The following is a 22,550-nucleotide window of genomic DNA, read 5'->3' on the forward strand; positions in this document are numbered from 1 at the left end:
GGTCGGGAGGGCCCTCGGGCGGTGCGTGTCAGGCCACTGCGCGGCGGCGGGTTGCCACCGCACCGGCCACGCCGGCCACCACGACCCAACCGGCCAGCACCAGCACCGACTGCGTCGTCTCCTGCCCCTGGGCCAGGGCCAGCACCGCGCCGTTCGGGTCGACGTACGGGGCGATCTCCGGCTGCATGGCGCCGAGCACCGGAACGGCGCCGAGCACCGTCAGGTAGGTGACGGTCAGCGCCGCCGGGGCGTTGGCCAGCGCGGCGCCGATGCCCGCGCCGGTTCCCGCGAAGACCGCACCGGCTGCCACGACCACCGCCATCGCCCGCGGGACGCCGTCCCACGAGAGGTCGCTGCCGAGCGTGACCCACAGGACGCCGGTCGACGCCGCCGTGGCCAGCGCGGCTACCGCCGCACCCAGCAGGCCCATGGCCACGGCCTTGGCGGCCAGCACCCGGCCGCGTCGGGGCACGAGCAGGAAGGTGGTCTGGACGGTCCGGTGCGACCACTCGCCGGCGGTGGACACGATACCGACGGCCAGCAGCAGCATCCCGGTGAGCAGGCCCATCGCGCCGACGGGGCCGTCGGCCCCGCCGATGACCCCCTCGCCCGTGGTGGCCAGGCCCATGGCGATCGACGGCAGCAGCACCGCCGCCCCCACCAGGGCCTTGCCGGAGCGGCTGGACAGGGACTTCCGGACCTCGACGCCGACCAGCGTGGCCGGCGAGGCAGCGGTGCTGCGGACGGCGGGCCGGGCGGGCACGGCCGGGGGGACGACGGCGTTCATCGGTCGATCTCCTCGCTGGTGGCGGTGAGCTGGAAGAAGAGGTCCTCGAGGCCGCGCTGCACCGGACGCAGGTCGGTGAGCACGTGGCCCCCGGCGGCGGCGACGGCGCCCACGCGCCCGGGCTCGGCACCCGGCACGAGCAGCGCGCCGTCCGTGCCGTGCTGGACGGGGAGGCCGGCCGCCTCGAGGTCGCGGGTCAGGGCGGCGGCGTCGACGGCACGGACGGCGGTGCCGTCGCCACCGAGCAGGTCGGCGACCGGACCGTCGGCGACGATCCGGCCGGCCCCGATGACGAGCAGCCGGTCGACGGTGGACTCGACCTCGCTCAGCAGGTGGCTGGAGAGCAGCACGGTGCCCCCGCGGGCGGCGTGGCCGCGCAGCATGTCGCGCATCCAGCGGATGCCCTCGGGGTCCAGGCCGTTGGCCGGCTCGTCGAAGACCAGCACCGGCGGATCGGCCAGCAGGGCGCCGGCGATGCCCAGCCGCTGCCGCATCCCCAGGGAGTAGCCGCCGACCCGGCGCCGAGCGGCGTCGGCCAGCCCGACCAGCTCCAGCAGCTCGTCGACCCGCGCCGCCGGCACACCCACGGTGTCGGCCATCAGCCGCAGGTGGGTGCGGCCTATCCGGCCGGGGTGCACCGCCGAGGCGTCGAGCAGGGTGCCCACCACCGCGCCGGGGTTGGCCAGCTCGGCGTACGGCCGGCCGTCGACGAGGGCGCTGCCCGCGGTCGCCGGGACCAGCCCGGTCATCATCCGCATCGTCGTCGTCTTGCCGGCGCCGTTCGGACCGAGGAAGCCGGTGACCGTCCCCGGCGCCAGGGTGAAGGACACGTCGTCGACGACCGTGCGGCCGCCGTACTGCTTGGTCAGTCCGCTGACCGTGATCATGGGAGCCTCCGCTCGTGGGGTCGACGGCGAGAAGACTCGTCCCCGGGCACCGCTGCCCGCGTCGGCCGGAGGCCGCGAACGTGCTGGCCGGACGGCTGATCCGCGTCATCCGAAAGAGGACATCGGCTGTCCCCCGTCGGGCGACCCGGCGGCCGAGGGCAGCCACCTACGCTCCGACGCATGGGGCTCCGTGCGCGGTTCTGGCCAGGGCTGCGCACGCGCAGCATCTGGCTCGAGGCCGCCATCGCCCTGGCCGCCACGGTGGTCGTCGCGGTCGGCGCGGCGGCACCGGATGCGGGGCCGCTGGGCGTCGTCCTCCCGCTGGGCGCCGCCCTGGCCGTCCTGCTGTTCCTCTTCCGCCGCACCCGGCCGCTGCTGCCGTTCGCCGTGGCGGCGCTGGAGGCGGCGCTCTCCCCGGTGGCGTCGATCGGCGTCCTGGTGACGTCCTACGCGGTGGGCCGGTACGTCGGGGGCTGGCCGCAGCGGGCGGTCGCCGCGGTGGCCGGCGCGGTGGCGGTCACCCGGCCGTGGAGCCTCGGCACCCTCAACGAGGCGGCCGGTGCGGTCGGGGGCGCGGTGCTGGTCGTCGTCCTCCCAGGGGCGCTGGGCGCCTGGGCCCGCACGCGCGCGCAGCTGCTGGCCGCGCTGCGCGAGCGCGCCGAGCGGGCCGAGGCCGAGCGCGAGCTGCTGGCCCGCGACGCCGTCCTCACCGAGCGGACCCGCATCGCCCGCGAGATGCACGACGTCGTCGGGCACCGGGTGAGCCTCATGGTGCTGCAGGCGGGCGCGATCGAGGTGGCCGCCGGGGACGCGGCCCGCGTCGAGCAGCTGGCAGGGCAGGTGCAGACCGCCGGGCGGCAGGCCCTCGACGAGCTGCGCCACATGGTCGGCGTGCTGCGGGACGGCGAGGTGGACGACGCCGCGCCGCTGGGCCCGCAGCCCGGACTGGCCGACCTGCCCCGCCTGGTCGCGAACGCGCGGGAGGCCGGGATGACCGTGGAGCTTTGCGCGCCTCCGGAGGCGGTCGGCGACCCGGCCGTCGAGCGGGCGGCCTACCGGATCGTGCAGGAGGCGTTGACCAACGTGAGCAAGCACGCGCCGGGTGCACCGGTGACCGTGACGATCGGCCGGACGGACGAGGGGCTGGTCGTGCGGGTGGTCAACGGACCGTCGTCGTCCACCCCCGGTCCCGCGCCGGGCGGGGGTTTCGGGCTGGTCGGTCTGGCCGAGCGGGTGCGCACGCTGGGCGGCCGGCTGCGCGCCGAGCCGCGGCTGGACGGCGGGTTCCTGGTGGAGGCGGTGCTGCCGGCATGAGCGAGGCGATCCGGGTGCTGCTGATCGACGACGAGCAGCTGGTGCGGTTCGGGCTGCGCACGGTGCTCGAGGCCTCGGGCGGGTTCGAGGTGGTCGGCGAGGCGGGGGACGGCGCCGCGGGCGTGCGGGCGGCCCGGGAGCTGCGGCCGGACGTCGTGCTCACCGACATCCGGATGCCGGGGGTGGACGGGCTGGAGGCGACCCGGCAGATCCTCGCGCTGCCGGACCCGCCGCAGGTCGCCGTCCTCACCACGTTCCACCTCGACGAGTACGTGTACGCCGCCCTGGCCGCGGGCGCCGCCGGCTTCCTGCTCAAGGACACCCCGCCGCGGCAGATCGCGGCGGCCGTGCGCGCGGTGGCCGACGGCACCGCGACCCTGTCGCCGGCGGTGACCGCGGCGCTGATCGACGCCTACGTCGACCGGCGGGCCGGCCCGCGCCGGGCCGAGGCGCGGCAGCGGCTGGCCGGCCTCTCCGAGCGCGAGCTGGAGGTGCTGACCCTGCTGGGCAGCGGGGAGCCCAACGCGGAGATCGCCGGGCGGCTGTTCGTCAGCGAGGCGACGGTGAAGACCTACGTGTCGCGGCTGCTGACCAAGCTGGACCTGGCCAACCGGACCCAGGCGGCGATCCTCGCCCACGAGGCCGGCCTCCTCGACGGCTGACCGGCGGTTTCCGCGGAAACCTCCGAGGTCGGGGCCGTCGATTTCCGCGGAAACCGCCGGGGTCGGGGCCGTCGCTTTCCGCGGAAACCGACAGGAGGGTCCTTCTTCAGGCGGGGACGAGGTCCATGGCCTCGGCGGTCAGCTCGAGTGAGCGCAGCCGGCCCTCGGTGCCGGGGAACTGGTGGGCGACGATCAGCTCGTCGGCGTCGACCTCGGCCGCGAACCCGGTCAGGTACTCGCGCACCTCGGCGGGCGTGCCGACGGCGGTGTGCGTGAGCATCGTGTCGACGTGCAGGCCCGCCCCGCCGTCCAGCAGCAACTGGGCCTCGTCGTCCGACAGTGACCGGCCGCGGCCGAACAGGCCGACGGCGAGGGTGCGGCGGACGGCGGCGTACGCGGACTCGGCCGCCGACCGGGTGTCGGCCGCGACCACGTTGACGCCGGCGATCACGTACGGGGCGTCGAGCTGGGTGGAGGGCTTGAACTCGCGCCGGTAGGCCTCCACGGCCGGCTTCAGCATGGCGGGGGCGAAGTGCGAGGCGAACGCGTACGGCAGGCCCAGCGCGGCGGCCAGCGTGGCGCCGAACATCGAGGAGCCCAGCACGTACAGCGGCACCGCCGAGCCCTTGCCGGGGATCGCGTCGACGCCGGGCACGCGGGTGTCGCCGGCCAGGTAGGCCTGCAGCTCCAGCACGTCCTGCGGGAACCGGTCGGCCGAGCGCGGGTCGCGGCGCAGCGCGTACATCGTGTTCTGGTCCGAGCCGGGCGCCCGGCCGAGGCCGAGGTCGATCCGGCCCGGGTACATCGCGTCGAGCGTGCCGAACTGCTCGGCGATGGTCAGCGGCGAGTGGTTGGGCAGCATGACGCCGCCGGCGCCGAGCCGGATGGACGACGTGTGCGCGCCGACGTGCGCGATGAGCACGCTGGTCGCCGAGGAGGCGATCGTCGGCATGTTGTGGTGCTCGGCGTACCAGACCCGCCGGTAGCCGGACCGCTCCGCGCGCTGGGCGAGCGCGACGCTGGCGGCGATGCTGTCGGCGGCGCTCGACCCCTTGGCGATCGGCGCCAGGTCGAGGACGGACAACGGGATGCTCATGCAGACCTCTTCCGTGGTGTTGCTCAGCGCAACCACCCCGGTGCCGATCCCCTTCCCGGGTGTGTCACTCCTCGTACTCGGGCCCCATCGTGCCGATCTCCACCTCACCGGCCCGCTGGTAGGCGGCGATCAGCACGCCCGTGGGGGTCGTCTTCGACAGGGTGAGCCGCCAGGTCCGCGGGACGGTGCCCTCGCCGAACAGCCGCTTGCCCGCACCCACGACCACCGGGGCGACGACCAGCCGGAGCTCGTCGACGAGGTCCTCGTGCAGCAGCGTCTGGACCAGGCCCGCCGACCCGTGCACCTGCAGCTCGCCGCCGTCGCGGTCCTTGAGCGTCCGGACGGCGTCGGCCACGGGGTTCTCCAGCAGCCGCGCGGTCTCCCACTCCACCGAGGTGAGCGTCCGCGAGGCGACGTGCTTGATCTTGTCGTTGAGGCCCGTCGCGACCGCGCTGCTCTCGTCGCGCATCTTCGGCCACGAGGCGTAGAAGATGTCGTAGGTCGTGCGGCCCAGCAGGAAGTCCTCGACGGGGGCGAACCACTCCTCGATCTGGGCGCCGAGCACGTCGTCGAAGTGCGGCACCAGCCAGCCCTCGTAGGAGAAGCCGCCGGCGGGGTCCTCCCCCGGGCCGCCGGGGGCCTGCATGACGCCGTCCATGGTCAGGAACGTGGTGACGACGAGCGGTCGCATGGCGGGCTCCTCCCGGTCGAGCCGACCCCTCCGGCCGGGCTCCTGCACTGGAGACGGCGGCCGCGGCCGGGACTCATCGGACCGGCGTCACGCGGCCAGCGCGACCTCCCGCTCGCCGGCGGCGACGAGCACCGCGTAGCGCCCGCCGGCCGCGACCAGCTCCTCGTGCGTGCCGGACTCCACGACCCGGCCGGCGGAGAGGACGGCGATCCGGTCGGCGTGGCGGACGGTGGACAGCCGGTGGGCGATGGTGATCGTCGTCCGGCCGCGGCTGGCCTCGTCGAGTGCGGCCTGCACCGCCCGCTCCGTCGCGGTGTCCAGCGCGCTCGTGGCCTCGTCGAGCACGAGCACCCGCGGGTCGCGCAGCAGCGTGCGGGCGATCGCCAGCCGCTGCTTCTCCCCACCGGAGAACCGGTACCCGCGCGCGCCGACGACGGTGTCGTAGCCGTCGGGCAGGGCGGCGATCACCTCGTGCACCTGCGCGCGGCGGGCGGCGTCCTCGATCTCGGCGTCGGTGGCGCCGGGGCGGGCGTGCCGCAGGTTCTCCCGGACCGTCGTGTGCAGCAGGTAGGTCTCCTGCGCGACGACGCCGACGACGGAGGCGAGCGTGGCCAGCGAGAGGTCGCGGACGTCGACGCCGTCGACGGTCACCCGCCCGGCCCCGGGGTCGGCCAGCCGCGCGACCAGGGAGGCCAGCGTGCTCTTGCCCGAGCCGGTCTCCCCCACCAGCGCCAGCGTCGTCCCGGCCGGGACCACGAGGCCGACGCCGTCCAGCGCCGGGCGGTGCCCGTCGGGGTAGGTGAACGAGACGCGCTCGAAGCGCACCTCGCCGCGGACGGCGGACGGGTCCAGCGGCACGGGGGAGACCGGGTCGTCGATCTCCACCGGCAGGTCCAGGTACTCGAAGACCCGGCTGAACAGCGCCATCGAACTGGTCACCGCGACGCCGACGTCGAGCAGGCCCATGAGCGGCCGGAACAGCGTGCCCTGCAGCGCGGTGAAGGCGACCAGCGTGCCGATCGTCATGCCGCCGGAGGTCGCCGGCAGCCCCGCGGCCAGGTAGATCACCGCCGGGATGCCGGCGAACACGATGCTCATGGTGGCCATCCGCCAGCGCCCGGCCAGCTGCGAGCGCACCTCGAGACCGACGAGGTCCTCGGACGTCGCGGCGAACCGGTGCGACTGGGCGGGACCGGCACCGAGGGTCTTCCCGAGCAGCACGCCGCTGACCGACAGCCCCTCCTCGACCTGCGCGTGCATGTCGGCCAGGTGCCGCTGCCGCTGGGCGGTGACCGCCCGGCGCATCCGCGCCACCTTGCGGGTGAGCAGCACCGCCGGCGGGAGGACGACGAGCGAGAGCAGCGCCAGCCGCCAGGACAGCGCCACCATCGCGACCACGGTGCCGACGACGGTGGTCGCGTTGGACGCCAGGGAGGTGGCCGTCGAGGTGACCACCGACTGCATGCCGGCGATGTCGTGGGTCAGCCGGGACTGCACCTCCCCGCCGCGGGTGCGGGTGAAGAAGCCCAGCGACTGCCGCTGGAGGTGCGTGAAGACCGCCGTCCGCAGGCCGTGCATGACCCGCTGCCCGACGGTCGTCGACAGCCAGGTCTGCACCACGCCCAGGACGGCGGTGATCCCGGCGACCGCCACCATCCCGGCGACCGCCCAGGCCAGCAGCCGCAGGTCCTGCCCGGGCAGCGCCTCGTCGATCACCAGCCGGACGAGGAACGGCGTCGCCAGCGCCACCACCGAGGAGGCGACGATGAGCACCACCACGGTGCCCACCTGCCAGCGGTACGGCGCGAACAGCGCGGTCACCCGGCGCAACGGCACCGGCGAGCGCTCCAGCTGCGCCCGGTCGGCCGGGTCGACGGTGCGCCCCGAGCGCCCGCCCCCTGACCCTCTCTTCAGGTCGTCGACGACGACCACCTCCTCCGTCGTCTTACTGAGGTTGCCTCACGATGAGGTAACCGTACGACACCCGGTACGCTTCCCGCCGTGCCGGACGACGACGCCGCGACGCTGGGCGAGCTCCTCATGCGGGCCGCCCGTACCCAGCGGCGGCGCTGGCGGGAGGCCCTCGCGCCGTGGGACCTCTCCCCGCACCACGCCCGCGCCCTGCGGGTCGTCTGCGACCGGGACGGCGTCCGGCTCTCCGACCTCGCCGAGGCGCTGCACATCGCGCCGCGCTCGGCCACCGAGGTCGCCGACGCGCTGCAGGCCCGCGGGCTGGTCGAGCGTGGCCCCGACCCGACCGACCGGCGGGCCGTCGTCCTGACGCCCACCGCCACCGGCCGGCAGGTGCAGGGCGAGGTGGCCGCGGCACGGGCGGCCGACACCCGGGACCTCTTCGCCCGGCTCGATCCCGCCGACCGGGCGACCCTGGCGCGGATCCTGCGCGAGCTGGGCACGGGCTGAGCGCGGTTCTCCGGGCCCTCCGCGCCGAGAACCGGGCTCCCCTCCGGACCTTCTGCGCCGAAAGTCCGGATCGTCGGCCGTTCCATGCGTACATGCCGTGCGGGGCGGTTACCGGGGCTGGGAGTGACGGACCCGTCACGTCCCAGCCGAGGGGGAGGTAGCCGTCGTGCTGTCCGAGACGTCCCGGCCGATCATCGAGGCCACGCTGCCCGTGGTCGGCGAGAACATCGGCAAGATCGCCGAGCGGTTCTACCAGCACCTGTTCGGCGAGCACCCGGAACTGCTCGACGGCATCTTCAACCGCGGCAACCAGGCCGAGGGCACCCAGCAGCAGGCCCTGGCCGGCTCGGTTGCCATGTTCGCCAGCGCGCTGGTCAACCACCCCGACCAGCTGCCCGAGCACCTGCTCAACCGGGTGGCCCACAAGCACGCCTCGCTCGGCATCGAGCCCGCGCAGTACCAGGTGGTGCACGACCACCTGTTCTGGGCGATCGTCGACGTCCTCGGTGACGCGGTCACCCCCGAGGTCGCCGCCGCCTGGGACGAGGTCTACTGGCTGATGGCCCGCGCCCTGATCAACCAGGAGCGCGGCCTCTACAGCGCCCGCGGCGTCCGGCCGCAGATCGTCTGGCGCGACTGGGAGGTCACCGAGAAGCGCCGGGAGACCGACGACGTCGTCGTCTTCACCGTGAAGCGCATCGACGACCGGCTGGTGAAGACCTCGCTCCCCGGCCAGTACGTCACCGTGCGGGTGCCCATGCCCGACGGCGTCCGGCAGCCGCGGCAGTACAGCCTCATCCGGGCCGACGACGGCGAGCACCGCTCCTTCGCGGTCAAGCGCGTCCACGGCAGCGACAAGCCGGACGGCGAGGTGTCCAACCTGCTGCACGACAGCGTGGACGTCGGCGACACGATCACGATGTCGCTCCCGTTCGGGGACGTCGTCCTCGACGACTCCCGGCCGGCGGTGTTCGCCAGCGCCGGCATCGGCATCACCCCGATGGCCGGGATGCTCTCCCACCTGGTCGCCGCGGGGTCGCACCTGGAGATCACGCTGCTGCACGCCGACGTCGACGAGGCCTCCTGGGCGCTCCGGCAGCAGGTGCTCGACGACGTCCGCGCACTGCCCAACGGCGAGCTGCACGTCTGGTTCGAGGGCGGCGCCGAGTGCAGCCTGCCGGTGGACGGCGTGCACGAGGGCGTCATGGACCTGTCCGAGATCGACGTGCCCGACGACGCCGTCTACTACCTGTGCGGGCCGCTGCCGTTCATGAAGGCGGTCCGCCAGTCGCTGCTGGACCGCGGCGTCAGCACCCGCGACATCCAGTACGAGGTGTTCGGCCCGGACCTGTGGCAGGCCGACGCTGATTGATCTGTCGTCCTACCGGACGACACCGCGGCCAGGTGCCGTCCCCGGCCGGCGCTGAGCCGCTGCCCGTGTCCCGGCCGGGGACCCTCCGGGCCCCGCGCCCGGTCCACCCGCGGCCTGCCTGCCGTCCCCGGCTGCCTGCCCGGGCCCACCACATCCGGGCGCCGTCCCCGGCCGGCGCTGAGCCGCTGCCCGTGTCCCGGCCGGGGACCCTCCGGGCCCCGCGCCCGGTCCACCCGCGGCCTGCCTGCCGTCCCCGGCTGCCTGCCCGGGCCCACCACATCCGGGCGCCGTCCCCGGCCGGCGCTGAGCCGCCGTCAGGTCAGCCGGCGAAGGTCAGGCCGTGCTCCGCGAGGGCCTCGCGGAGCAGCCGCGCCGCCTTGGGGCCGACGCCGTGCCAGGAGAGCAGCTCCCGCTCGGTGATCCCGGTGAGGTCCCGCAGGTCCCGGACGCCCCGGCTGAGGAGCGCGCTGCTCGCCGGAACGCCGATGGACGTCGGCACCGGCAGCGGCGCCCCGTCGTACGTGCGGGACACCTCGTAGTCGGCGACGTCGGCCGCGAGCAGGACGGCCGCCTGCTCATCTGCCGGGCCGGAGCCCCGGAAGGCGTCCAGCTCGGCACGGGTGGCCCAGCGCTCGAGCACGGTGATGCGCCCCGGGTCGAGCAGGTCGGCGGAGATCGCGAAGTCCAGGCAACCGGGGGCGGCGCGGGCCTGCGCGACCACGGTGCGGCACGCGGCGAGGTAGCCGTCCCGGTCCTCCGGCCGCACGGTCAGTGTGCCCGACACGATGATCACGTCGGGTCAGACCCGCGCCGTCCGCGGAAGTCATCGGCCGACGGCGCGCGATCGGGTGTCACGATCGGGGGGTGAACGACCCGGTGCGCCCCGACGAGATGCGCGTCTCGGACCCCGAGCGGGCCGAGGTGCAGGAGAAGCTGCGACGGGCCGTGGCCGCGGGCCAGCTCGACCTGCACGAGTTCGACGCCCGCGTGCAGTCGGTGTGGTCCTCGCGCACGCGCGGCGAGCTGGACCGGGTCACGCGGGACCTGCCGGAGCCGCCCGCGCCCCCGCCGCCGCCGCCACCCCTGGGCCGGCGCTTCTCGAACGACGCGAGCGGCACGGCGATGCGCGTCCTGACGATCGTCTGGGCGAGCGTCGTGGCGATCAACCTCGTCGTCTGGACGCTGGTGTCGGTGACCACCGGGACCTTCGTCCACCCGTGGTGGGTCTGGGTGGCCGGGCCGCCGGGCGCCGTCCTCGCGGTGCTCTACGCCGTGGGCATCGGCCGGCCGGAGCGCTGAGCCGCGCCGTCGGCGGCGATGCGCCGGCGGCGGTGGGTCTTGCTGCCGTACATGGCCCGGTCGGCCCGGGCGATGAGCTCGTCGGGTGACTCCCCCGGGCGGCCCACCGCCACACCGACGCTCACCCCGACCGACAGCGGCCCGCACGCGGCGTCGAACGGGGCGGCCAGCGCGGCGGCCACCCGCCCGGTGAGCGCCGACACCCGCTCCGGGTCGTCGCCGGGGACCAGGAGGACGAACTCGTCGCCGCCGAACCGGGCCGCGACCTCGCCCGCGCGCACGAGCTCGCTGAGCCGGCCGGCGACCGAGCTGAGCAGCCGGTCGCCGACGCCGTGCCCGTGGTCGTCGTTGACCACCTTGAACCGGTCCAGGTCGCAGAACAGCACGGCGCAGCCGGCGCCGTCGACCGGGTCCAGGTGCCGGCGGAGGGCGTCGAACAGCGCCCCGCGGTGCGGGATGCCGGTCAGCCGGTCGGTCTCGGCCCGCTGGTGCAGCCGGGCCTCCCGCTGCCGCTGGTCGGTGACGTCGATGCCGAGGGTGGCGACCGCGTACGGCCGGCCGGAACAGTCGCGGAGGACGTCGTTGTGCATCGCCACCCGCCGCCGGCCGCCGTCCCCGGTCAGCCAGTCGGCCTCCTGCGGCTGCGCCGTGCCTGTGGCGATGGCCCGCGTGATCGCGTCCTGGGCCAGCTCGACGTGCTCGGGGAGGACCCAGACCTCCCAGAAGAACCGGCCGAGCAACTCGTCGGCGGTGCGGCCGGTGAACCGCTGGAGCGCCGGGTTGGCGAGCAGGATCCGCTCGTCGGCACCGATCACGGCGAGCAGCGCCCCGGTCGCAGCGACGAACTCCTCGGACAGGGAGGGCTCCACCCCGACCGCCTCCTCGTGACGCGCCCCCCGGCGCGCCGCCCCGGCATGAGACCACGATCACATCTCGGCAACAACGCGCGACGCCGGTGTCGGTGCCGGGCACTACCGTCCCGGGCGTGGCGGATCCCCTCACCCGTCGGCGGGTCCTCGACCTCCGCGTGCACGCGCAGCAACTCGACCGGGCGGCCGGCACGCCGGCCGACACCGCTGTGCTGGACCTCGGTGCACAGGACACCGGCCCGGACGGCGCGCTCTGGGCGCTGGCGCTGCGCGGGGTCGACGTCGCCGGCCTGGACGCCGACGCGCTGGTCACCGTGTGGACGATCCGCGGCGCCCCGCACGTGTACCGCCGGGCCGACCTCCCCGCCGTCGCCGCGGCCACCGCACCGTTCTCCGAGGCCGACGCGGGCAAGCGGATCTACGACGCTGCCCGGCCGCTGCGGGCCGCGGGCATCCCGGTCCTGGCCGCGCTCGACACCATCGCCGGTGCCATGCGCGAGGTGGTCACGGCGCCGACGGTCAAGGGCGAGGTCTCCGGCCGGCTGACCCGGATGCTCGACGATCCGCACCTGCGGTACTGCCGCCCGTGCGACGCCGTCCACCCCTGGGAGATGCCGTTCCGCCTGGCCGCCCTGCGCGCCGGCCTGGAACTGGAGCCGGGCACCTCGCCGCCGGTGCTGCGCCCGGCGGCCGGCCTCGCGCCCGCCGACACCGTGCCCGAGCGCCTGGACGTCGTCCGCGGGTACCTGCGGCTGCTCGGCCCGGCCACCCCGAAGCTCGTGGCCGGGTACCTCGACGCGCCGGTCAGGGAGGTGCAGGCCCGGTGGCCCGAGGACGCCGTGGAGGTGCCGGTGGACGGCGAGCGGCGCTGGCTGTTGGCCGCGGACGCCGGCCGGCTCGATGCGGTGCCCGCCGCGTCCGGCACCCGGCTGCTCGGGCCGTTCGACCTCTTCCTGCAGGCGCGCGACCGCGACCTGCTGGTGCCCGAGCGGCACCGGGCCAAGGCGCTCTGGCCGACGCTGGGCCGCCCCGGCGCCGTCCTCGTCGACGGTGAGATCGCCGGAACCTGGCGGCCGCGGAAGGCCGGCAGGGCGCTGACCGTCACGGTCGAGCCGTGGCAGCCGCTCGGAGCGGACCTGCGCGCGGCGGTCGGCGCCGAGGCCGAGCGGCTCGCCGCGTTCCGTCAGGTGTCGCTCACGGCCGTCGACATCACCGACTGAGCGCCACACCTTCCCGGGCGGGTATCTCAACGCTAAGGTACCTGCATGAGCGCGCCGCCCCGCCGGGTCCGCATCGGCATCGACACCGGAGGGACGTTCACCGACGTCGTCGCGGTGGACGAGGAGACCGGGCAGACCACCACCACCAAGACGCCGTCCACCCCGGCCGACCCGGCCGAGGGCTTCCTCACCGGAGTCCGCAAGGTGCTGGGCCTGATGGACCTGCCGGGCGGCGCGGTCACCGCCGTCAGCCACGGGACGACCGTCGCCACCAACCAGCTGCTCGAGGGCAAGCTCGACCGGATCGGGTTCATCACCACCGAGGGCTACGAGTCGGTGCTGGAGATCGCCCGCCAGTCGGTGCCCGACGGGTACGGCAACAGCTACTTCTGGGTCAAGCCGCCGCGGATCGTCCCGGCCGACCTGGTGCGCACCGTGCGCGGCCGCCTCGACCACAGGGGCGAGGAGATCCGCCCCTTCGACGCCGACGACGCCCGCACGGCCGCCCGCTTCTTCAGGGACGCCGGCATCTCCACCATCGGCGTCTGCTTCCTGCACGCCTACGCCGACGACGCGCACGAGCGGGCGATGCTCGAGGTCATCCGCGAGGAGCACCCGGACGCGGTGGTCTCGCTGTCCAGCGAGGTGCTGCGCGAGTACCGCGAGTACGAGCGGTCGGTGACCACGCTGGTCGACGCCGCGGTGAAGCCGAAGGTCGGCGCCTACGTCACCAACATCCGCACCCGGCTGGACGAGATCGCCCCGGGCGTGCCGTTCTACGTGATGAAGAGCAACGGCGGCGTGCTCAGCGCCGGCGAGGTCGTGCACCAGCCGATCACCACGATGCTGTCGGGCCCCGCGGCCGGCGCGCTGGGCGCCGCCCTGATCGCAGGCACCGCCGGCTTCGACCGGGTGCTCACCTGCGACGGCGGCGGCACCTCGACCGACGTCACCGTCGTCATCGACGGCGAACCGACGCTGACCACCGAGGGCTCGGTCGGCGACTACCCGTCCAAGATCCCGATGATCGACGTCGTCACCGTCGGCGCCGGCGGCGGCTCGATCGCCTGGCTGTCCCCGGAGGGCACGCTCAAGGTCGGCCCCAAGTCGGCCGGCGCCGACCCCGGCCCCATGTGCTACCCGGACGGCGGCGACCAGCCGACCGTCACCGACGCGCACGTCGTCCTGGGCCGGATCCCCCCGCACCTGCTGGGCGGGGAGATCCCGCTGTCGGTCGACGCCGCGACGAAGGGCCTCGCCGCGCTCGGGGCCGAGCTCGACATGGACCTCGAGCGGACCGCGACCGGCATCCTCGAGATCTCCGCCTGGAACCAGGCCAACGCGCTGCGCCAGGTGACCGTCGCCCGCGGCCTCGACGTCCGCGACTTCACGCTGACCACGTTCGGCGGCTCCGGCTCGCTGCTGGCCTGCCGGCTGATGGACATCCTCAACCTGCCGCGCACGCTGGTCCCGCCGAACCCGGGCAACGTCAGTGCCTTCGGGCTGCTCACCGTCGACGTCCGCAACGACTACGTGCAGACCGTGGTCTCCAGGCACGCCGACCTCGACCTCGACCGGGTGCGCGCGGTGTACGCCGCCCTCGAGGGCCAGGCCCAGATCGCGCTGGACGGCGAGGGCTTCGACCGCGGAGCCCAGCGCATGCAGCGCACCGCCGACCTGCGCTACGTCGGGCAGGCCTTCGAGGTGCGGGTGCCGGTGGCCGAGGGCGACCTGGACGCCGTGGCCGCCGAGGACGTCGCGCAGGCGTTCCACGCCGCGCACCGCCAGCTCTACGGCTACGACTTCGCCGACGACCCCCGCCAGGCCGTCGAGTGGGTCAACCTCCGCGTGAGCGGGATCGGGCCGATCCGCCGTCCGGACATGGTGGAGCTGCCGGCCGAGGACGGCGGCGTCGAGCGCGCCGTCACCGGTTCGCGGCGGGTGTTCTTCGACGACTGGGTCGACACCCCGACGTACGACCGGCCCGACCTCGGGCCCGGCGACGTCGTCAGCGGCCCGGCGGTCATCGAGGAGTTCGGCTCGACCGTGCCCGTGCACCCCGGCTTCCGGGTCACCGTGGACGCCCACGGCAACCTGCTGCTCACGAAGGAGACCGACCGATGACCGCGGTCCAGGGCAACAGTGGCCACGATGGCCCTTCCGGGACCCTGACGAACGGCAAGGTCGCGGCCGACCCGGTGCTCGTCGAGATCGTCGCCGGCACGCTGGCCGCGATCGAGAAGGAGGTCGAGACCTCCATCGGGCGCACCTCGCGGTCGCCGATGATCCGCGACGCGCACGACTTCCGCGCCGGCATCCACGACCGGCAGCTGCGCAAGCTGACCGGCCGCTCGTACTCGGCGCTCGTGCACCCGGTGGTGCGGGACTACCCGATCGAGACGATGAACGTCGGCGACGTCTTCTTCCACAACGACGTCTACCTGTCCGAGGGCGGGATCGGCCACCTGCCCGACCTGTGCGTCACCGTTCCGGTGTTCGCCGCGCGACCGGGAGACGGGGCGGATGGCGGCGCGCAGGTGGTCGCGTTCATCCAGGCGTTCGGCCACCACGACGACATCGGCGGCGCGGTGCCCGGCTCCATGCCGTCGGCGGCCACCAGCGTGTACGAGGAGGGCCTCATGGTCCCCCCGATCAAGCTGTGGGACCGCGGCGTGCCCAACGAGAGCGCGCTGAAGATCATGACCCGCAACTCGCGGATGCCGGACTCGCTGGCCGCCGACCTCGACGCCGAGTGCTCGGCCTGCCTGGCCGGCGCCCGCCGCCTGGGCGAGCTGTTCGACCGGTACGGCGTGGACGCGGTCGAGGCGTGCTTCGACGCGATCCTGGCCAACTCCACCGAGGTCTACCGGCGGGAGATCCTCTCCCAGATCCCCGACGGCACCTATGTCTGGGAGGACTACGCCGAGCACGACGGCGTCGAGGAACCCCAGCTGCACCGCCAGCGGATCACGCTGACCATGGACTCCACCCGGGAGACCCCGCTGGTCATCGACTTCACCGGCACCGGCCCGCAGGCCAAGGGCCCGATCAACCACTGCGGCGACTACGCCGACGGCAACTTCCTCAAGAAGTGGCTGGCGCCGATCCTGCGCAACCTGGCCCAGACGCCCGAGCGGATGGCCGAACTCGACGTCAACGAGGGCGTCGTCCCGCTGATCGAGATGCGGTTCCCGGAGAAGGGCACGCTGCTCACACCGATCTTCCCGGCGCCGACGAACGCGCGGACCTTCGTCATCCTGCGGCTGCTCGGCGTGCTGGCCGGGGTGCTCGCCAAGGCGACCGGCGGCCGGATGCCCGCCGACCAGGAGACGATCCGCTACACCGGCGTCTACGGCACCGACGCCGACGGGCAGCCGTACCTCATGCGCGAGGTGCTCGGCGGGGGCTCCGGCGGCCGGTACTACGCCGACGGCGAGGACACCATCCACGTGGTCCCGGACTCGCGGAACCTGCCCACCGAGTTCACCGAGGGGCGCTTCCCGCTGCGGGTGGAGCGGCTGGGCCTGGCCCTGGACTCGGGCGGGCCGGGGCGCTACCGCGGCGGCTGCGGGTACGAGAAGCACATCCGGGTGCTGCGCGACGCGCACTTCATGTCGATCGCCGACCGCTCGATCCTGGCCTGCTGGGGCGTGAAGGGCGGCAAGGCCGGGCGGCCGTTCCAGATCACCGTCGACCCCGGCGGCCCCGGCGAGCACGACGTCGACGCACTCGCCGACGCCGAGCCGCTGACGGCGGGCACGGTGGTGCGCATCCGGACGACGGGCGGCGGCGGCTGGGGCGACCCGCTGGACCGGCCGGTGGACGAGGTCCTGCGGGACATCGCCTGGCGGAAGGTGTCGGTGACCGGCGCCCGCGAGGACTACGGCGTGGTGGTCCGGGACGACGGTTCGGCCGACGTGGCCGCCACCGAGGACCTGCGCGCCGAGCGGCGGGCCGCCCGCACCGGCGACGAGCCGTTCTTCGACCGCGGCCCCGGCTACGCGGCGCTCTCCGGCGGCGCGGCGTTCAACGAGTTCGACGTCCTCTAGGCCGCCGAGGGGCAGAGATGGCCATTTCTGCCCCTCGGGGTCCGGGTCAGCAGGCGGCCGGAGGTTCCCGCCCGGGGAGGGCGAACTCCAGCCGGACCGCGTCGGTGCGCGGGAGGAGGACGGCGGCCCCGGACTCCGGCGCCCACGCCTCCGGCAGCAGGAGGTAGTGGTCGCCGGCCTGCTGGACCAGCTTCAGGCCGTCGTAGCGGAAGCGGTAGGCACCCTCGGGGTCCGCGCAGGTCACCGGGTCGACCCCCGGGACGTCGATGCGCAGGTCCCGCTCGCTGAAGACCACGGCGTCGGGCCACCCGGCCAGGCCCTCCTCCAGCTGGGCGGCCCGACCGAGGCCGACGCCGCGCGCGTAGGTGCTCACCGCCCAGAAGAGCCCCACGGTGATCAGCACGAACGCGGCGGCCCACTCGGCCAGCCCGCTCCCGGAGAGGCCCGGACCACGCCGGCCGTCACGCGCCTGACGCGCCAGGTGGACGGCGTAGACCAGCAGCACCACCCCGATCGAGAGGGCCAGTCCGCCGGCCTCGGGGAACCGGCGTGGCCAGCCGGGACCCCTGACCACGGCGACAGCCGCGACAACCACCAGCAGCCCGCCGAAACCGCCCACCACCGGGGCGGCGCGCCCGAGGGCCGCACGCCGCCGGTCGCGGGGCAGCCGGCGCACGGCGAACCGGTGCGCCCACAGCCCACCGAGGGCACACGAGGCCGCCACGGCGATGGGCATGAACAGCCCGTCCGCGCTGCGCACCAGGAAGTCGTTCGGCGTCAGGTCGAGGACGGTGAAGTTGACGCCGAAGTACCCGAAGAAGGCGTTGGCGTGCTGCCGGCCGAAGTACAGCAGCAGGGCCGTGATGGCCGTCGTGGGGGCGATGACCGCGCCGACGGTCGTGAGGACCTGCGGTAGCGCATCGCCGGCGGCGACGTCCTCGTCGACAGCGGCCGGTCGGCGCCCGCTCTGCTCGGACCGTCGCCACGCGGTCCGGGCCGCGCGGCGCCAGTGCTCCGCCCGTCGCCAGCCCGGCCGCGACCGACGGGCGCCGGAGGTCTGGGGACGTACCCGGGTCGCGGTCATCCAGCCGACTGCTGTTCACCGGACGACCCGCAGGCAGCGGCAGTGAGGAGCACGGTCACCACGGTGTCCTGCTGGATCAGCCCGCCCTCGGGCTCCTTGCTGTACGAGAAGTCCGCCACGCACAACGGGGAGTTCTCGTCGGGCTCGACGTCCGGGGAGAACACGATCGTGCAGACCGTCGCGCACCTCTGCTCGAGGTTGGTCTCGAGGTCGCCGTCATGGGGTCGCCCCCTGTCCTCGAAGACGGGGATCTCGATGGGCGTTCCCTGCCGGCCCGGCTCGGTCTCCCCTCCGGACGTGCCACCGGGGACCTGGTCCGGCGATCCCGGACGGGACCCGGTGTCGCCTCCTCCACCGGAGGCGGGCGGCGGCTCCACCTCGCTCTTCGGAGCCGGCGGCTCCACCTCGCTCTTGGGAGCCGGCGGCGGCTGCGCTCCGCCCGAGGCCGGCGGCTGCTCGTCGCCACCCGACGCCGGCGGCGGCTCCCGGCCGCCACCGGAGGCCGGCGGCGGGCTGTCGTCGCCACCGGACGCCCCGGTCGACGGGCTCTCACCGCCGGTTGCCCCCGTTCCGCCCCCGTCCGCAGGGGTCGCCGAGTCTCCACCGCCCGCGGCAGCACCGCCCTCGGGCGGGACGTCGTCCCCGCCGGACGCGACCGGCTCCTCGGTCTCTGCCGCCCCGGACGAGGACTGCGCCTGCGTCCCCTCCGCCTGCGGAGCGGACCCCCCGCAGGCGGCGACCACCACCGCCACACCGACGCCGAGCAGTCCCCGAGAGGACGCGGTCCAGGTCAAGGTGACCTCCTGTGACCGAGGCCGATACGTACGGAGACCACCGTTGCGGCCCGGAGCACCCGGGGGAAGGGACCTACTACCCCACGCGACGACGACCGCGCGCAGCGTTCCCACGGGTGCTCGTGCTCTGCCCACCACGGTGGGCAGAGCACGAGCACTGTGGGCGGGTCAGGTGCGGGGCGCGGCGTCCGGGATCTCGACCCCCGACGGCAGCCCGGCCTGCACGTGGGCCTCGTACACCGGCTCCCACGGCACGGCCCCCTCGCCGTGCGGGCCCGCCCCCGTCCGGCCCTCGAGCAGCGTGGCCAGCTCGTCGAGGCACACGAACCAGCCGCTGGCGTTGCGCGCCGCGGCCTGCGCCTCGTCGAGCACGTCGACCAGGGTCAGCGAGCTGTGCCCGCCGTCCATGGGCTCGACGATCAGGTGGATCACGTCGTCGTACCAGGTGAAGGACAACCGGTGCGGCGGGTCGTAGACCAGCACCGTGCCGGTCTCGTCCTCGGCGTACGGATCACCGGTGAAGGTGATCGTGCCACCGGTCCGCTGCTCCAGCCGCACCTGCGAGGGAAACCACGCGGCGAGCTCGGCCGGGTCGCTGACCGCCCGCCAGACCCGCTCCACCGGGTGGGCGTAGGTGCGCTGGAAGCGGACGGCGGGCCGCCCGTCGTACTCGATGTAGGTGCCGAGGTCCATCACGTCTCCGGGTTCTCGTCGAGGTGGCGGCCGAGTGCGTCGAGGCGGTCGTTCCACAGCGCCCGGTAGGGCGCCAGCCAGGCGTCCAGTTCCGCGAGCGGGGCCGGGTCCAGCGCGTAGATGCGGCGCTGGGCGTCGGGGACCACCCGGACCAGGCCGGCCTCCCGGAGCACCCGCAGGTGCTTGGAGGTGGCCGGCTGGCTCAGACCCAGGGCGCCGACCAGCTCACCGACGGCCCTCGGTCGCTCCCGCAGCAGGGCGAGCGCCCGCCGCCGGTGGGGGTCGAGCAGCGCCGCCCACGTCGCCTCGCGCACGACCCGAGCATGCCTCGCTCGGCATATTTCCGTCAAGGCATGTGACGGAGCACCTCGGCCGTGTGCGCGTCCGCCGGCAGGAACGCCTCCACCGAGAGCTCGGCCGCCGTCAGGTCCACGGCGGTGCCGAACGTCGTCACCGTGCTGAGGAAGGACAGCACGTCGTCCCCGTGCCGCAGCCGCAGCGGCACGGCGATGCCGTCGGGCGGCCGGCGGTCCGAGCCACCCGGAAGCGCCGCCAGCTCCCGGTGCAGGGCGGCCAGGGCGGGGTCGGCGGTCAGGTGCGCCTCCCGGGCCAGCCAGGTGAGCAGGTGGGTGCGCCACTGCGGCAGGTTGAGGATCCGCGGCGCCAGCCCGCGCGGGTGCAGGCCGAGCCGCAGCACGTTCACCGGCGGCACGAGCAGGGCCGGGTCCGTGCCGGCGGTCAGCAGCGCCAGGCTGCGGTTGCCGGCCACCAGGTGCCAGCCGCGGTCGACGACGAGCGCTGGGTAGGGCTCGTAGGCGGTCAGGACGAGGTCCAGCGCGGTCCGGACGGCGGCCATGTCGGGGTCGTCGAGCCGCCGCCGTCCGTAGACCGGCGCATACCCGGCCGCCAGCAGCAGTTCGTTCCGCTCCCGCAGCGGCACCTCCAGCTGCTCCGCCAGGTGCAGCACCATCTCCCGGCTCGGCCGCGCCCGCCCGGTCTCGACGAAGCTCAGGTGACGGGCCGACACCCCCGCCTCGCTGGAGAGGTCGAGCTGGCTGAGCCGGCGCCGCTGCCGCCAGTCGCGCAGCAGCTCGCCCACGGGGGGCCGGGTCTCGACGGCGGTCACGGCTGCGACGCTAGCGACGGCGGGCGGGCCCGTCGCTTACCTCGCAGGTAATCGACCGGCCGCGCGAGCCGCGCCAGCGTGGTCGCCATGACAACCACCACCGCTCCCGCTCCGGCGTCCCTGCTCCGCCTCGCGCTGCGGCTCGACGCCGTCGTCACCGGCCTCAACGGCGCGGCCTACCTGCTGGCCGCCGGCCCGCTCGCCGACCTGCTCGGCCTGCCGGACGGCGTCCTGCGCGGGGTCGGCGTCTTCCTGCTGGTCTACGCCGCGGCCGTCTGGCTGGTCGGCGACCGGCCGGTCGCGCCCGCCGTCCGGACCGTCGTCGGCGCCAACCTGCTGTGGGCCGCCGGCTCCGTCGTGGTCGTGATCGCCGACCTCGGCACGCCGTCCACCGTCGGCGCCGTCTGGCTGGTCCTGCAGGCCGCCGTCGTCGCCGCCTTCGCCGTCCTGCAGGCCGCCGGCCTGCGGCGTTCCTGATCCGCCCCACCGAGAGGAGAACCACCATGACCGCCTCGCCCGACACCGCCGCCCGCTACCTGGCCGCCTGGAACGAGACCGACCCCGCCGCCCGACGGGTCCTGGTCGAGGAGGTGTTCGCCGAGGACGCCCGGTACACCGACCCGCTGGCCGACGTGGCCGGTCGCGAGGCCATCGCGGCCACCATCGCGGCGGTCCAGGCGCAGTTCCCTGGCTTCGTGTTCCGGCTGGCCGGGCCGGTCGACGCCCACCACGACCAGGTGCGTTTCACGTGGCACCTCGGGCCGGAGGGGGCGGAGGCGCCCATCGCCGGTTTCGACGTCGCCGTCACCGACGGGGACGGCCGGATCCGGGCCGTGCTGGGCTTCCTCGACCGGGTGCCCGCCGCCGCCTGACCGCCGCTCCGGCAGGTGTCAGCTCTCCTCCACCCGCCAGGACCCGACCGCGGTGTAGCCGCTGTCGTAGAGGTCCTGGCGGGTGCCGGCGTCCAGCGGCACCTGCTTCATGCTGCCGCCCCAGTACCGCAGGATCCGGCCCAGTTCCGCGGCCCGGTCGTCCCCGGCCAGAGCCCCGGCGTCCAGGTCCACCTCGAGCACGAAGCGCATCCGCCGATCATCGTCGCCGGTGCCACCACCGGCGACGCGGCGGCGGAGCCGGGACCTCGGGGGGCGGAGGCGGCGGACGGGTGGCCCGCCAGTGCGCGACGAGCGCCTCGACGTCGGCCAGGCCGGGCACGGGCGCCCACCGGCTCTCCTGCGGACGGCGCCAGAAGGCCTCGACGCGGGCGTTGTAGTCCTCGGCGAGCGCGCGGACGGCGGCCTCGGAGGGCAGCCCGGCCACCCGCCCGGGCAGCTCGTCGCGCTCCCTGCGCAGCGCCATGCCGGGCGGCAGCAGGTCGCGGGGGTCGGCCGCCTGCCGCCGGGCCCAGTCCAGGGCCCAGTCGTAACTGCCCTGCTCCCGCTCGCGGCGGGGCAGCGGCCGGCCGGCACCGTCGAGGTCGTCGAAGGCCCCGCGGGCCCGCGCCTGCGCGAGCTGCTGATCGACCCAGGTCTCGAACGACATCCCGGGCGGCTTGCGCTCCGTCATCCCCTCCAGGGTGACACCGCGAGCCGGGCGGCGGGTGAGCTCGGGCTCAGGCGGCCCGGAGGGGGCGCAGCGCGGCGGTGACCCGCTGCAGCTCGTCGAGCATCGCCTTGCCGCCGGCCTCCAGCTCGGCGTTGGGGGAGAACTCGTCGTCCTGGTCGAGGAACTGCGCGAAGAACGGCACCGACACCGCCTCGACCACCGGCAGCACCCGCAGGGCGCCGAGCACCGGCTTGAGCGCACTGGACGCGCGCAGCCCCGCCGAGACGCCGCCGTAGGTCACCAGGCCGGCCGCCTTGTCGGCCCACTCGACCGAGAGGAAGTCCAGCGCGTTCTTCAGCGCGCCCGGGAAGGAGTGGTTGTACTCCGGGGTCACGAAGACGAAGGCGTCGGCGCGGGCGACCGTCGCGCTCCAGTCCTTCGTGTGCTGGTGCACGTACTGCTGCAGCCGCGGGTGGTGCGGCTCGTCGAACACCGGCAGCCCCACCTCGGCGAGATCGACCAGCTCGACGTCGAAGCCCCCGTGCACCTCGGCCAGGCGGGTCACCCAGCGGGCGACGGCGAGACCCCGCCGGCCGGGGCGTGTGCTGGCGGCGACGACCTGCAGGACGGGACGGGACACGGAG

25 protein-coding genes are annotated in these 22,550 nt (G+C 74.9%); 10 read left to right on the forward strand and 15 right to left on the reverse strand.

What is annotated here, in order from left to right; translation table 11 throughout:
- Positions 1-28 precede the first annotated feature (28 nt).
- On the reverse strand, positions 29-787 hold the full coding sequence (locus MY520_RS11110) for an ABC transporter permease subunit (protein WP_436692154.1): 759 nt from the start codon (positions 785-787) through the stop codon (positions 29-31).
- Positions 784-1,674: an ABC transporter ATP-binding protein gene (locus tag MY520_RS11115; RefSeq protein WP_436692155.1), complete on the reverse strand. Its 891-nt coding sequence runs from the start codon at positions 1,672-1,674 to the stop codon at positions 784-786. The genes MY520_RS11110 and MY520_RS11115 overlap by 4 nt, the downstream gene beginning before the upstream one ends.
- A 180-nt stretch (positions 1,675-1,854) precedes the next feature.
- Between MY520_RS11115 and MY520_RS11120 the strand changes: the two genes are divergently transcribed.
- Positions 1,855-2,988, forward strand: coding sequence for a sensor histidine kinase (locus tag MY520_RS11120; protein ID WP_436692156.1), 1,134 nt, complete (start codon positions 1,855-1,857; stop codon positions 2,986-2,988).
- Complete coding sequence (locus tag MY520_RS11125) at positions 2,985-3,650, forward strand: response regulator (RefSeq protein ID WP_436692157.1); 666 nt, start codon at positions 2,985-2,987, stop codon at positions 3,648-3,650. The genes MY520_RS11120 and MY520_RS11125 overlap by 4 nt, the downstream gene beginning before the upstream one ends.
- Before the next feature lie 106 nt (positions 3,651-3,756).
- Here the strand turns inward: MY520_RS11125 and MY520_RS11130 are convergent, their stop codons facing one another.
- The 3 genes from MY520_RS11130 to MY520_RS11140 form a co-directional block, all read right to left on the reverse strand.
- Positions 3,757-4,746 (reverse strand): LLM class flavin-dependent oxidoreductase, encoded by a 990-nt coding sequence (locus MY520_RS11130; RefSeq protein WP_436692158.1) that lies wholly within the window; start codon positions 4,744-4,746, stop codon positions 3,757-3,759.
- Positions 4,747-4,810: 64 nt separating this feature from the next.
- Positions 4,811-5,437 carry a dihydrofolate reductase family protein gene (locus MY520_RS11135; protein WP_436692159.1) on the reverse strand — a complete coding sequence of 209 codons (627 nt, stop codon included), beginning with the start codon at positions 5,435-5,437 and terminating at the stop codon, positions 4,811-4,813.
- 87 nt (positions 5,438-5,524) lie between these two features.
- Positions 5,525-7,369 carry an ABC transporter ATP-binding protein gene (locus MY520_RS11140; RefSeq protein WP_436692160.1) on the reverse strand — a complete coding sequence of 615 codons (1,845 nt, stop codon included), beginning with the start codon at positions 7,367-7,369 and terminating at the stop codon, positions 5,525-5,527.
- Positions 7,370-7,438: 69 nt separating this feature from the next.
- On the opposite strand from MY520_RS11140, the gene MY520_RS11145 reads away from it, so the two are divergent.
- Both MY520_RS11145 and MY520_RS11150 read left to right on the forward strand, forming a co-directional pair.
- Entirely contained in the window at positions 7,439-7,858 is a 420-nt protein-coding gene (locus MY520_RS11145; RefSeq protein WP_436692161.1) for a MarR family winged helix-turn-helix transcriptional regulator, read from the forward strand.
- 166 nt (positions 7,859-8,024) lie between these two features.
- Positions 8,025-9,230 carry a globin domain-containing protein gene (locus MY520_RS11150; RefSeq protein WP_436692162.1) on the forward strand — a complete coding sequence of 402 codons (1,206 nt, stop codon included), beginning with the start codon at positions 8,025-8,027 and terminating at the stop codon, positions 9,228-9,230.
- A gap of 319 nt (positions 9,231-9,549) precedes the next feature.
- Here MY520_RS11150 and MY520_RS11155 read toward each other — a convergent pair whose 3' ends face one another.
- Positions 9,550-10,014, reverse strand: coding sequence for an antibiotic biosynthesis monooxygenase (locus MY520_RS11155; protein ID WP_436692163.1), 465 nt, complete (start codon positions 10,012-10,014; stop codon positions 9,550-9,552).
- Positions 10,015-10,094: 80 nt separating this feature from the next.
- Here MY520_RS11155 and MY520_RS11160 point away from each other — a divergent pair, with 80 nt between their 5' ends.
- Positions 10,095-10,529: a DUF1707 SHOCT-like domain-containing protein gene (locus tag MY520_RS11160; RefSeq protein WP_436692164.1), complete on the forward strand. Its 435-nt coding sequence runs from the start codon at positions 10,095-10,097 to the stop codon at positions 10,527-10,529.
- On the opposite strand, the gene MY520_RS11165 is transcribed toward MY520_RS11160, so the two are convergent.
- Entirely contained in the window at positions 10,496-11,398 is a 903-nt protein-coding gene (locus MY520_RS11165) for a GGDEF domain-containing protein (RefSeq protein WP_436692165.1), read from the reverse strand. The genes MY520_RS11160 and MY520_RS11165 overlap by 34 nt on opposite strands.
- 116 nt (positions 11,399-11,514) lie before the next feature.
- Between MY520_RS11165 and MY520_RS11170 the strand changes: the two genes are divergently transcribed.
- Genes MY520_RS11170 through MY520_RS11180 form a run of 3 tightly spaced genes read left to right on the forward strand, consistent with a single transcriptional unit; the run spans position 11,515 to position 16,667 of the window.
- On the forward strand, positions 11,515-12,618 hold the full coding sequence (locus MY520_RS11170; protein ID WP_436692166.1) for a winged helix DNA-binding domain-containing protein: 1,104 nt from the start codon (positions 11,515-11,517) through the stop codon (positions 12,616-12,618).
- Positions 12,619-12,663: 45 nt separating this feature from the next.
- A complete protein-coding gene (locus MY520_RS11175) occupies positions 12,664-14,742 on the forward strand; it encodes a hydantoinase/oxoprolinase family protein (RefSeq protein WP_436692167.1) in 2,079 nt (692 codons plus the stop codon).
- Positions 14,739-16,667 carry a hydantoinase B/oxoprolinase family protein gene (locus MY520_RS11180; protein ID WP_436692168.1) on the forward strand — a complete coding sequence of 643 codons (1,929 nt, stop codon included), beginning with the start codon at positions 14,739-14,741 and terminating at the stop codon, positions 16,665-16,667. The genes MY520_RS11175 and MY520_RS11180 overlap by 4 nt, the downstream gene beginning before the upstream one ends.
- A 46-nt stretch (positions 16,668-16,713) precedes the next feature.
- Here MY520_RS11180 and MY520_RS11185 read toward each other — a convergent pair whose 3' ends face one another.
- The 5 genes from MY520_RS11185 to MY520_RS11205 form a co-directional block, all read right to left on the reverse strand.
- Complete coding sequence (locus MY520_RS11185; RefSeq protein ID WP_436692169.1) at positions 16,714-17,751, reverse strand: hypothetical protein; 1,038 nt, start codon at positions 17,749-17,751, stop codon at positions 16,714-16,716.
- Complete coding sequence (locus tag MY520_RS11190; RefSeq protein ID WP_436692170.1) at positions 17,748-18,545, reverse strand: hypothetical protein; 798 nt, start codon at positions 18,543-18,545, stop codon at positions 17,748-17,750. Before MY520_RS11190 ends, MY520_RS11185 begins: the two co-directional genes overlap by 4 nt.
- Positions 18,546-18,713: 168 nt before the next feature.
- On the reverse strand, positions 18,714-19,238 hold the full coding sequence (locus tag MY520_RS11195) for an SRPBCC family protein (RefSeq protein WP_436692171.1): 525 nt from the start codon (positions 19,236-19,238) through the stop codon (positions 18,714-18,716).
- Positions 19,238-19,552 carry an ArsR/SmtB family transcription factor gene (locus MY520_RS11200; RefSeq protein ID WP_436692172.1) on the reverse strand — a complete coding sequence of 105 codons (315 nt, stop codon included), beginning with the start codon at positions 19,550-19,552 and terminating at the stop codon, positions 19,238-19,240. Before MY520_RS11200 ends, MY520_RS11195 begins: the two co-directional genes overlap by 1 nt.
- A 32-nt stretch (positions 19,553-19,584) precedes the next feature.
- Positions 19,585-20,364, reverse strand: a complete 780-nt coding sequence (locus MY520_RS11205) for a helix-turn-helix domain-containing protein (RefSeq protein WP_436692173.1) — start codon at positions 20,362-20,364, stop codon at positions 19,585-19,587.
- Between the two features lie 87 nt (positions 20,365-20,451).
- Between MY520_RS11205 and MY520_RS11210 the strand changes: the two genes are divergently transcribed.
- Both MY520_RS11210 and MY520_RS11215 read left to right on the forward strand, forming a co-directional pair.
- Positions 20,452-20,841, forward strand: a complete 390-nt coding sequence (locus MY520_RS11210) for a hypothetical protein (RefSeq protein WP_436692174.1) — start codon at positions 20,452-20,454, stop codon at positions 20,839-20,841.
- A gap of 26 nt (positions 20,842-20,867) precedes the next feature.
- Complete coding sequence (locus tag MY520_RS11215) at positions 20,868-21,236, forward strand: nuclear transport factor 2 family protein (protein ID WP_436692175.1); 369 nt, start codon at positions 20,868-20,870, stop codon at positions 21,234-21,236.
- A gap of 18 nt (positions 21,237-21,254) precedes the next feature.
- On the opposite strand, the gene MY520_RS11220 is transcribed toward MY520_RS11215, so the two are convergent.
- The 3 genes from MY520_RS11220 to MY520_RS11230 are packed head-to-tail and all read right to left on the reverse strand — an operon-like array spanning position 21,255 to position 22,546.
- Positions 21,255-21,446, reverse strand: a complete 192-nt coding sequence (locus MY520_RS11220) for a hypothetical protein (protein ID WP_436692176.1) — start codon at positions 21,444-21,446, stop codon at positions 21,255-21,257.
- A gap of 7 nt (positions 21,447-21,453) precedes the next feature.
- Positions 21,454-21,927: a DUF1992 domain-containing protein gene (locus tag MY520_RS11225; protein ID WP_436692177.1), complete on the reverse strand. Its 474-nt coding sequence runs from the start codon at positions 21,925-21,927 to the stop codon at positions 21,454-21,456.
- 46 nt (positions 21,928-21,973) lie between these two features.
- Complete coding sequence (locus tag MY520_RS11230) at positions 21,974-22,546, reverse strand: NADPH-dependent FMN reductase (protein WP_436692178.1); 573 nt, start codon at positions 22,544-22,546, stop codon at positions 21,974-21,976.
- Between the last annotated feature and the right edge of the window lie 4 nt (positions 22,547-22,550).

The organism is Geodermatophilus sp. CPCC 205506, assembly GCF_051383635.1.
Lineage (GTDB): Bacteria > Actinomycetota > Actinomycetes > Mycobacteriales > Geodermatophilaceae > Geodermatophilus.

Bases quoted from the DNA above. Each gene is read 5' to 3' on its own strand.
- MY520_RS11110 (WP_436692154.1), bottom strand. From the start codon at position 787: ATGAACGCCGTCGTCCCCCCGGCCGTGCCCGCCCGGCCCGCCGTCCGC.
- MY520_RS11115 (WP_436692155.1), bottom strand. From the start codon at position 1,674: ATGATCACGGTCAGCGGACTGACCAAGCAGTACGGCGGCCGCACGGTC.
- MY520_RS11120 (WP_436692156.1), top strand. From the start codon at position 1,855: ATGGGGCTCCGTGCGCGGTTCTGGCCAGGGCTGCGCACGCGCAGCATC.
- MY520_RS11125 (WP_436692157.1), top strand. From the start codon at position 2,985: ATGAGCGAGGCGATCCGGGTGCTGCTGATCGACGACGAGCAGCTGGTG.
- MY520_RS11130 (WP_436692158.1), bottom strand. From the start codon at position 4,746: ATGAGCATCCCGTTGTCCGTCCTCGACCTGGCGCCGATCGCCAAGGGG.
- MY520_RS11135 (WP_436692159.1), bottom strand. From the start codon at position 5,437: ATGCGACCGCTCGTCGTCACCACGTTCCTGACCATGGACGGCGTCATG.
- MY520_RS11175 (WP_436692167.1), top strand. From the start codon at position 12,664: ATGAGCGCGCCGCCCCGCCGGGTCCGCATCGGCATCGACACCGGAGGG.
- MY520_RS11180 (WP_436692168.1), top strand. From the start codon at position 14,739: ATGACCGCGGTCCAGGGCAACAGTGGCCACGATGGCCCTTCCGGGACC.
- MY520_RS11185 (WP_436692169.1), bottom strand. From the start codon at position 17,751: ATGACCGCGACCCGGGTACGTCCCCAGACCTCCGGCGCCCGTCGGTCG.
- MY520_RS11195 (WP_436692171.1), bottom strand. From the start codon at position 19,238: ATGGACCTCGGCACCTACATCGAGTACGACGGGCGGCCCGCCGTCCGC.
- MY520_RS11210 (WP_436692174.1), top strand. From the start codon at position 20,452: ATGACAACCACCACCGCTCCCGCTCCGGCGTCCCTGCTCCGCCTCGCG.
- MY520_RS11215 (WP_436692175.1), top strand. From the start codon at position 20,868: ATGACCGCCTCGCCCGACACCGCCGCCCGCTACCTGGCCGCCTGGAAC.
- MY520_RS11220 (WP_436692176.1), bottom strand. From the start codon at position 21,446: ATGCGCTTCGTGCTCGAGGTGGACCTGGACGCCGGGGCTCTGGCCGGG.
- MY520_RS11225 (WP_436692177.1), bottom strand. From the start codon at position 21,927: ATGACGGAGCGCAAGCCGCCCGGGATGTCGTTCGAGACCTGGGTCGAT.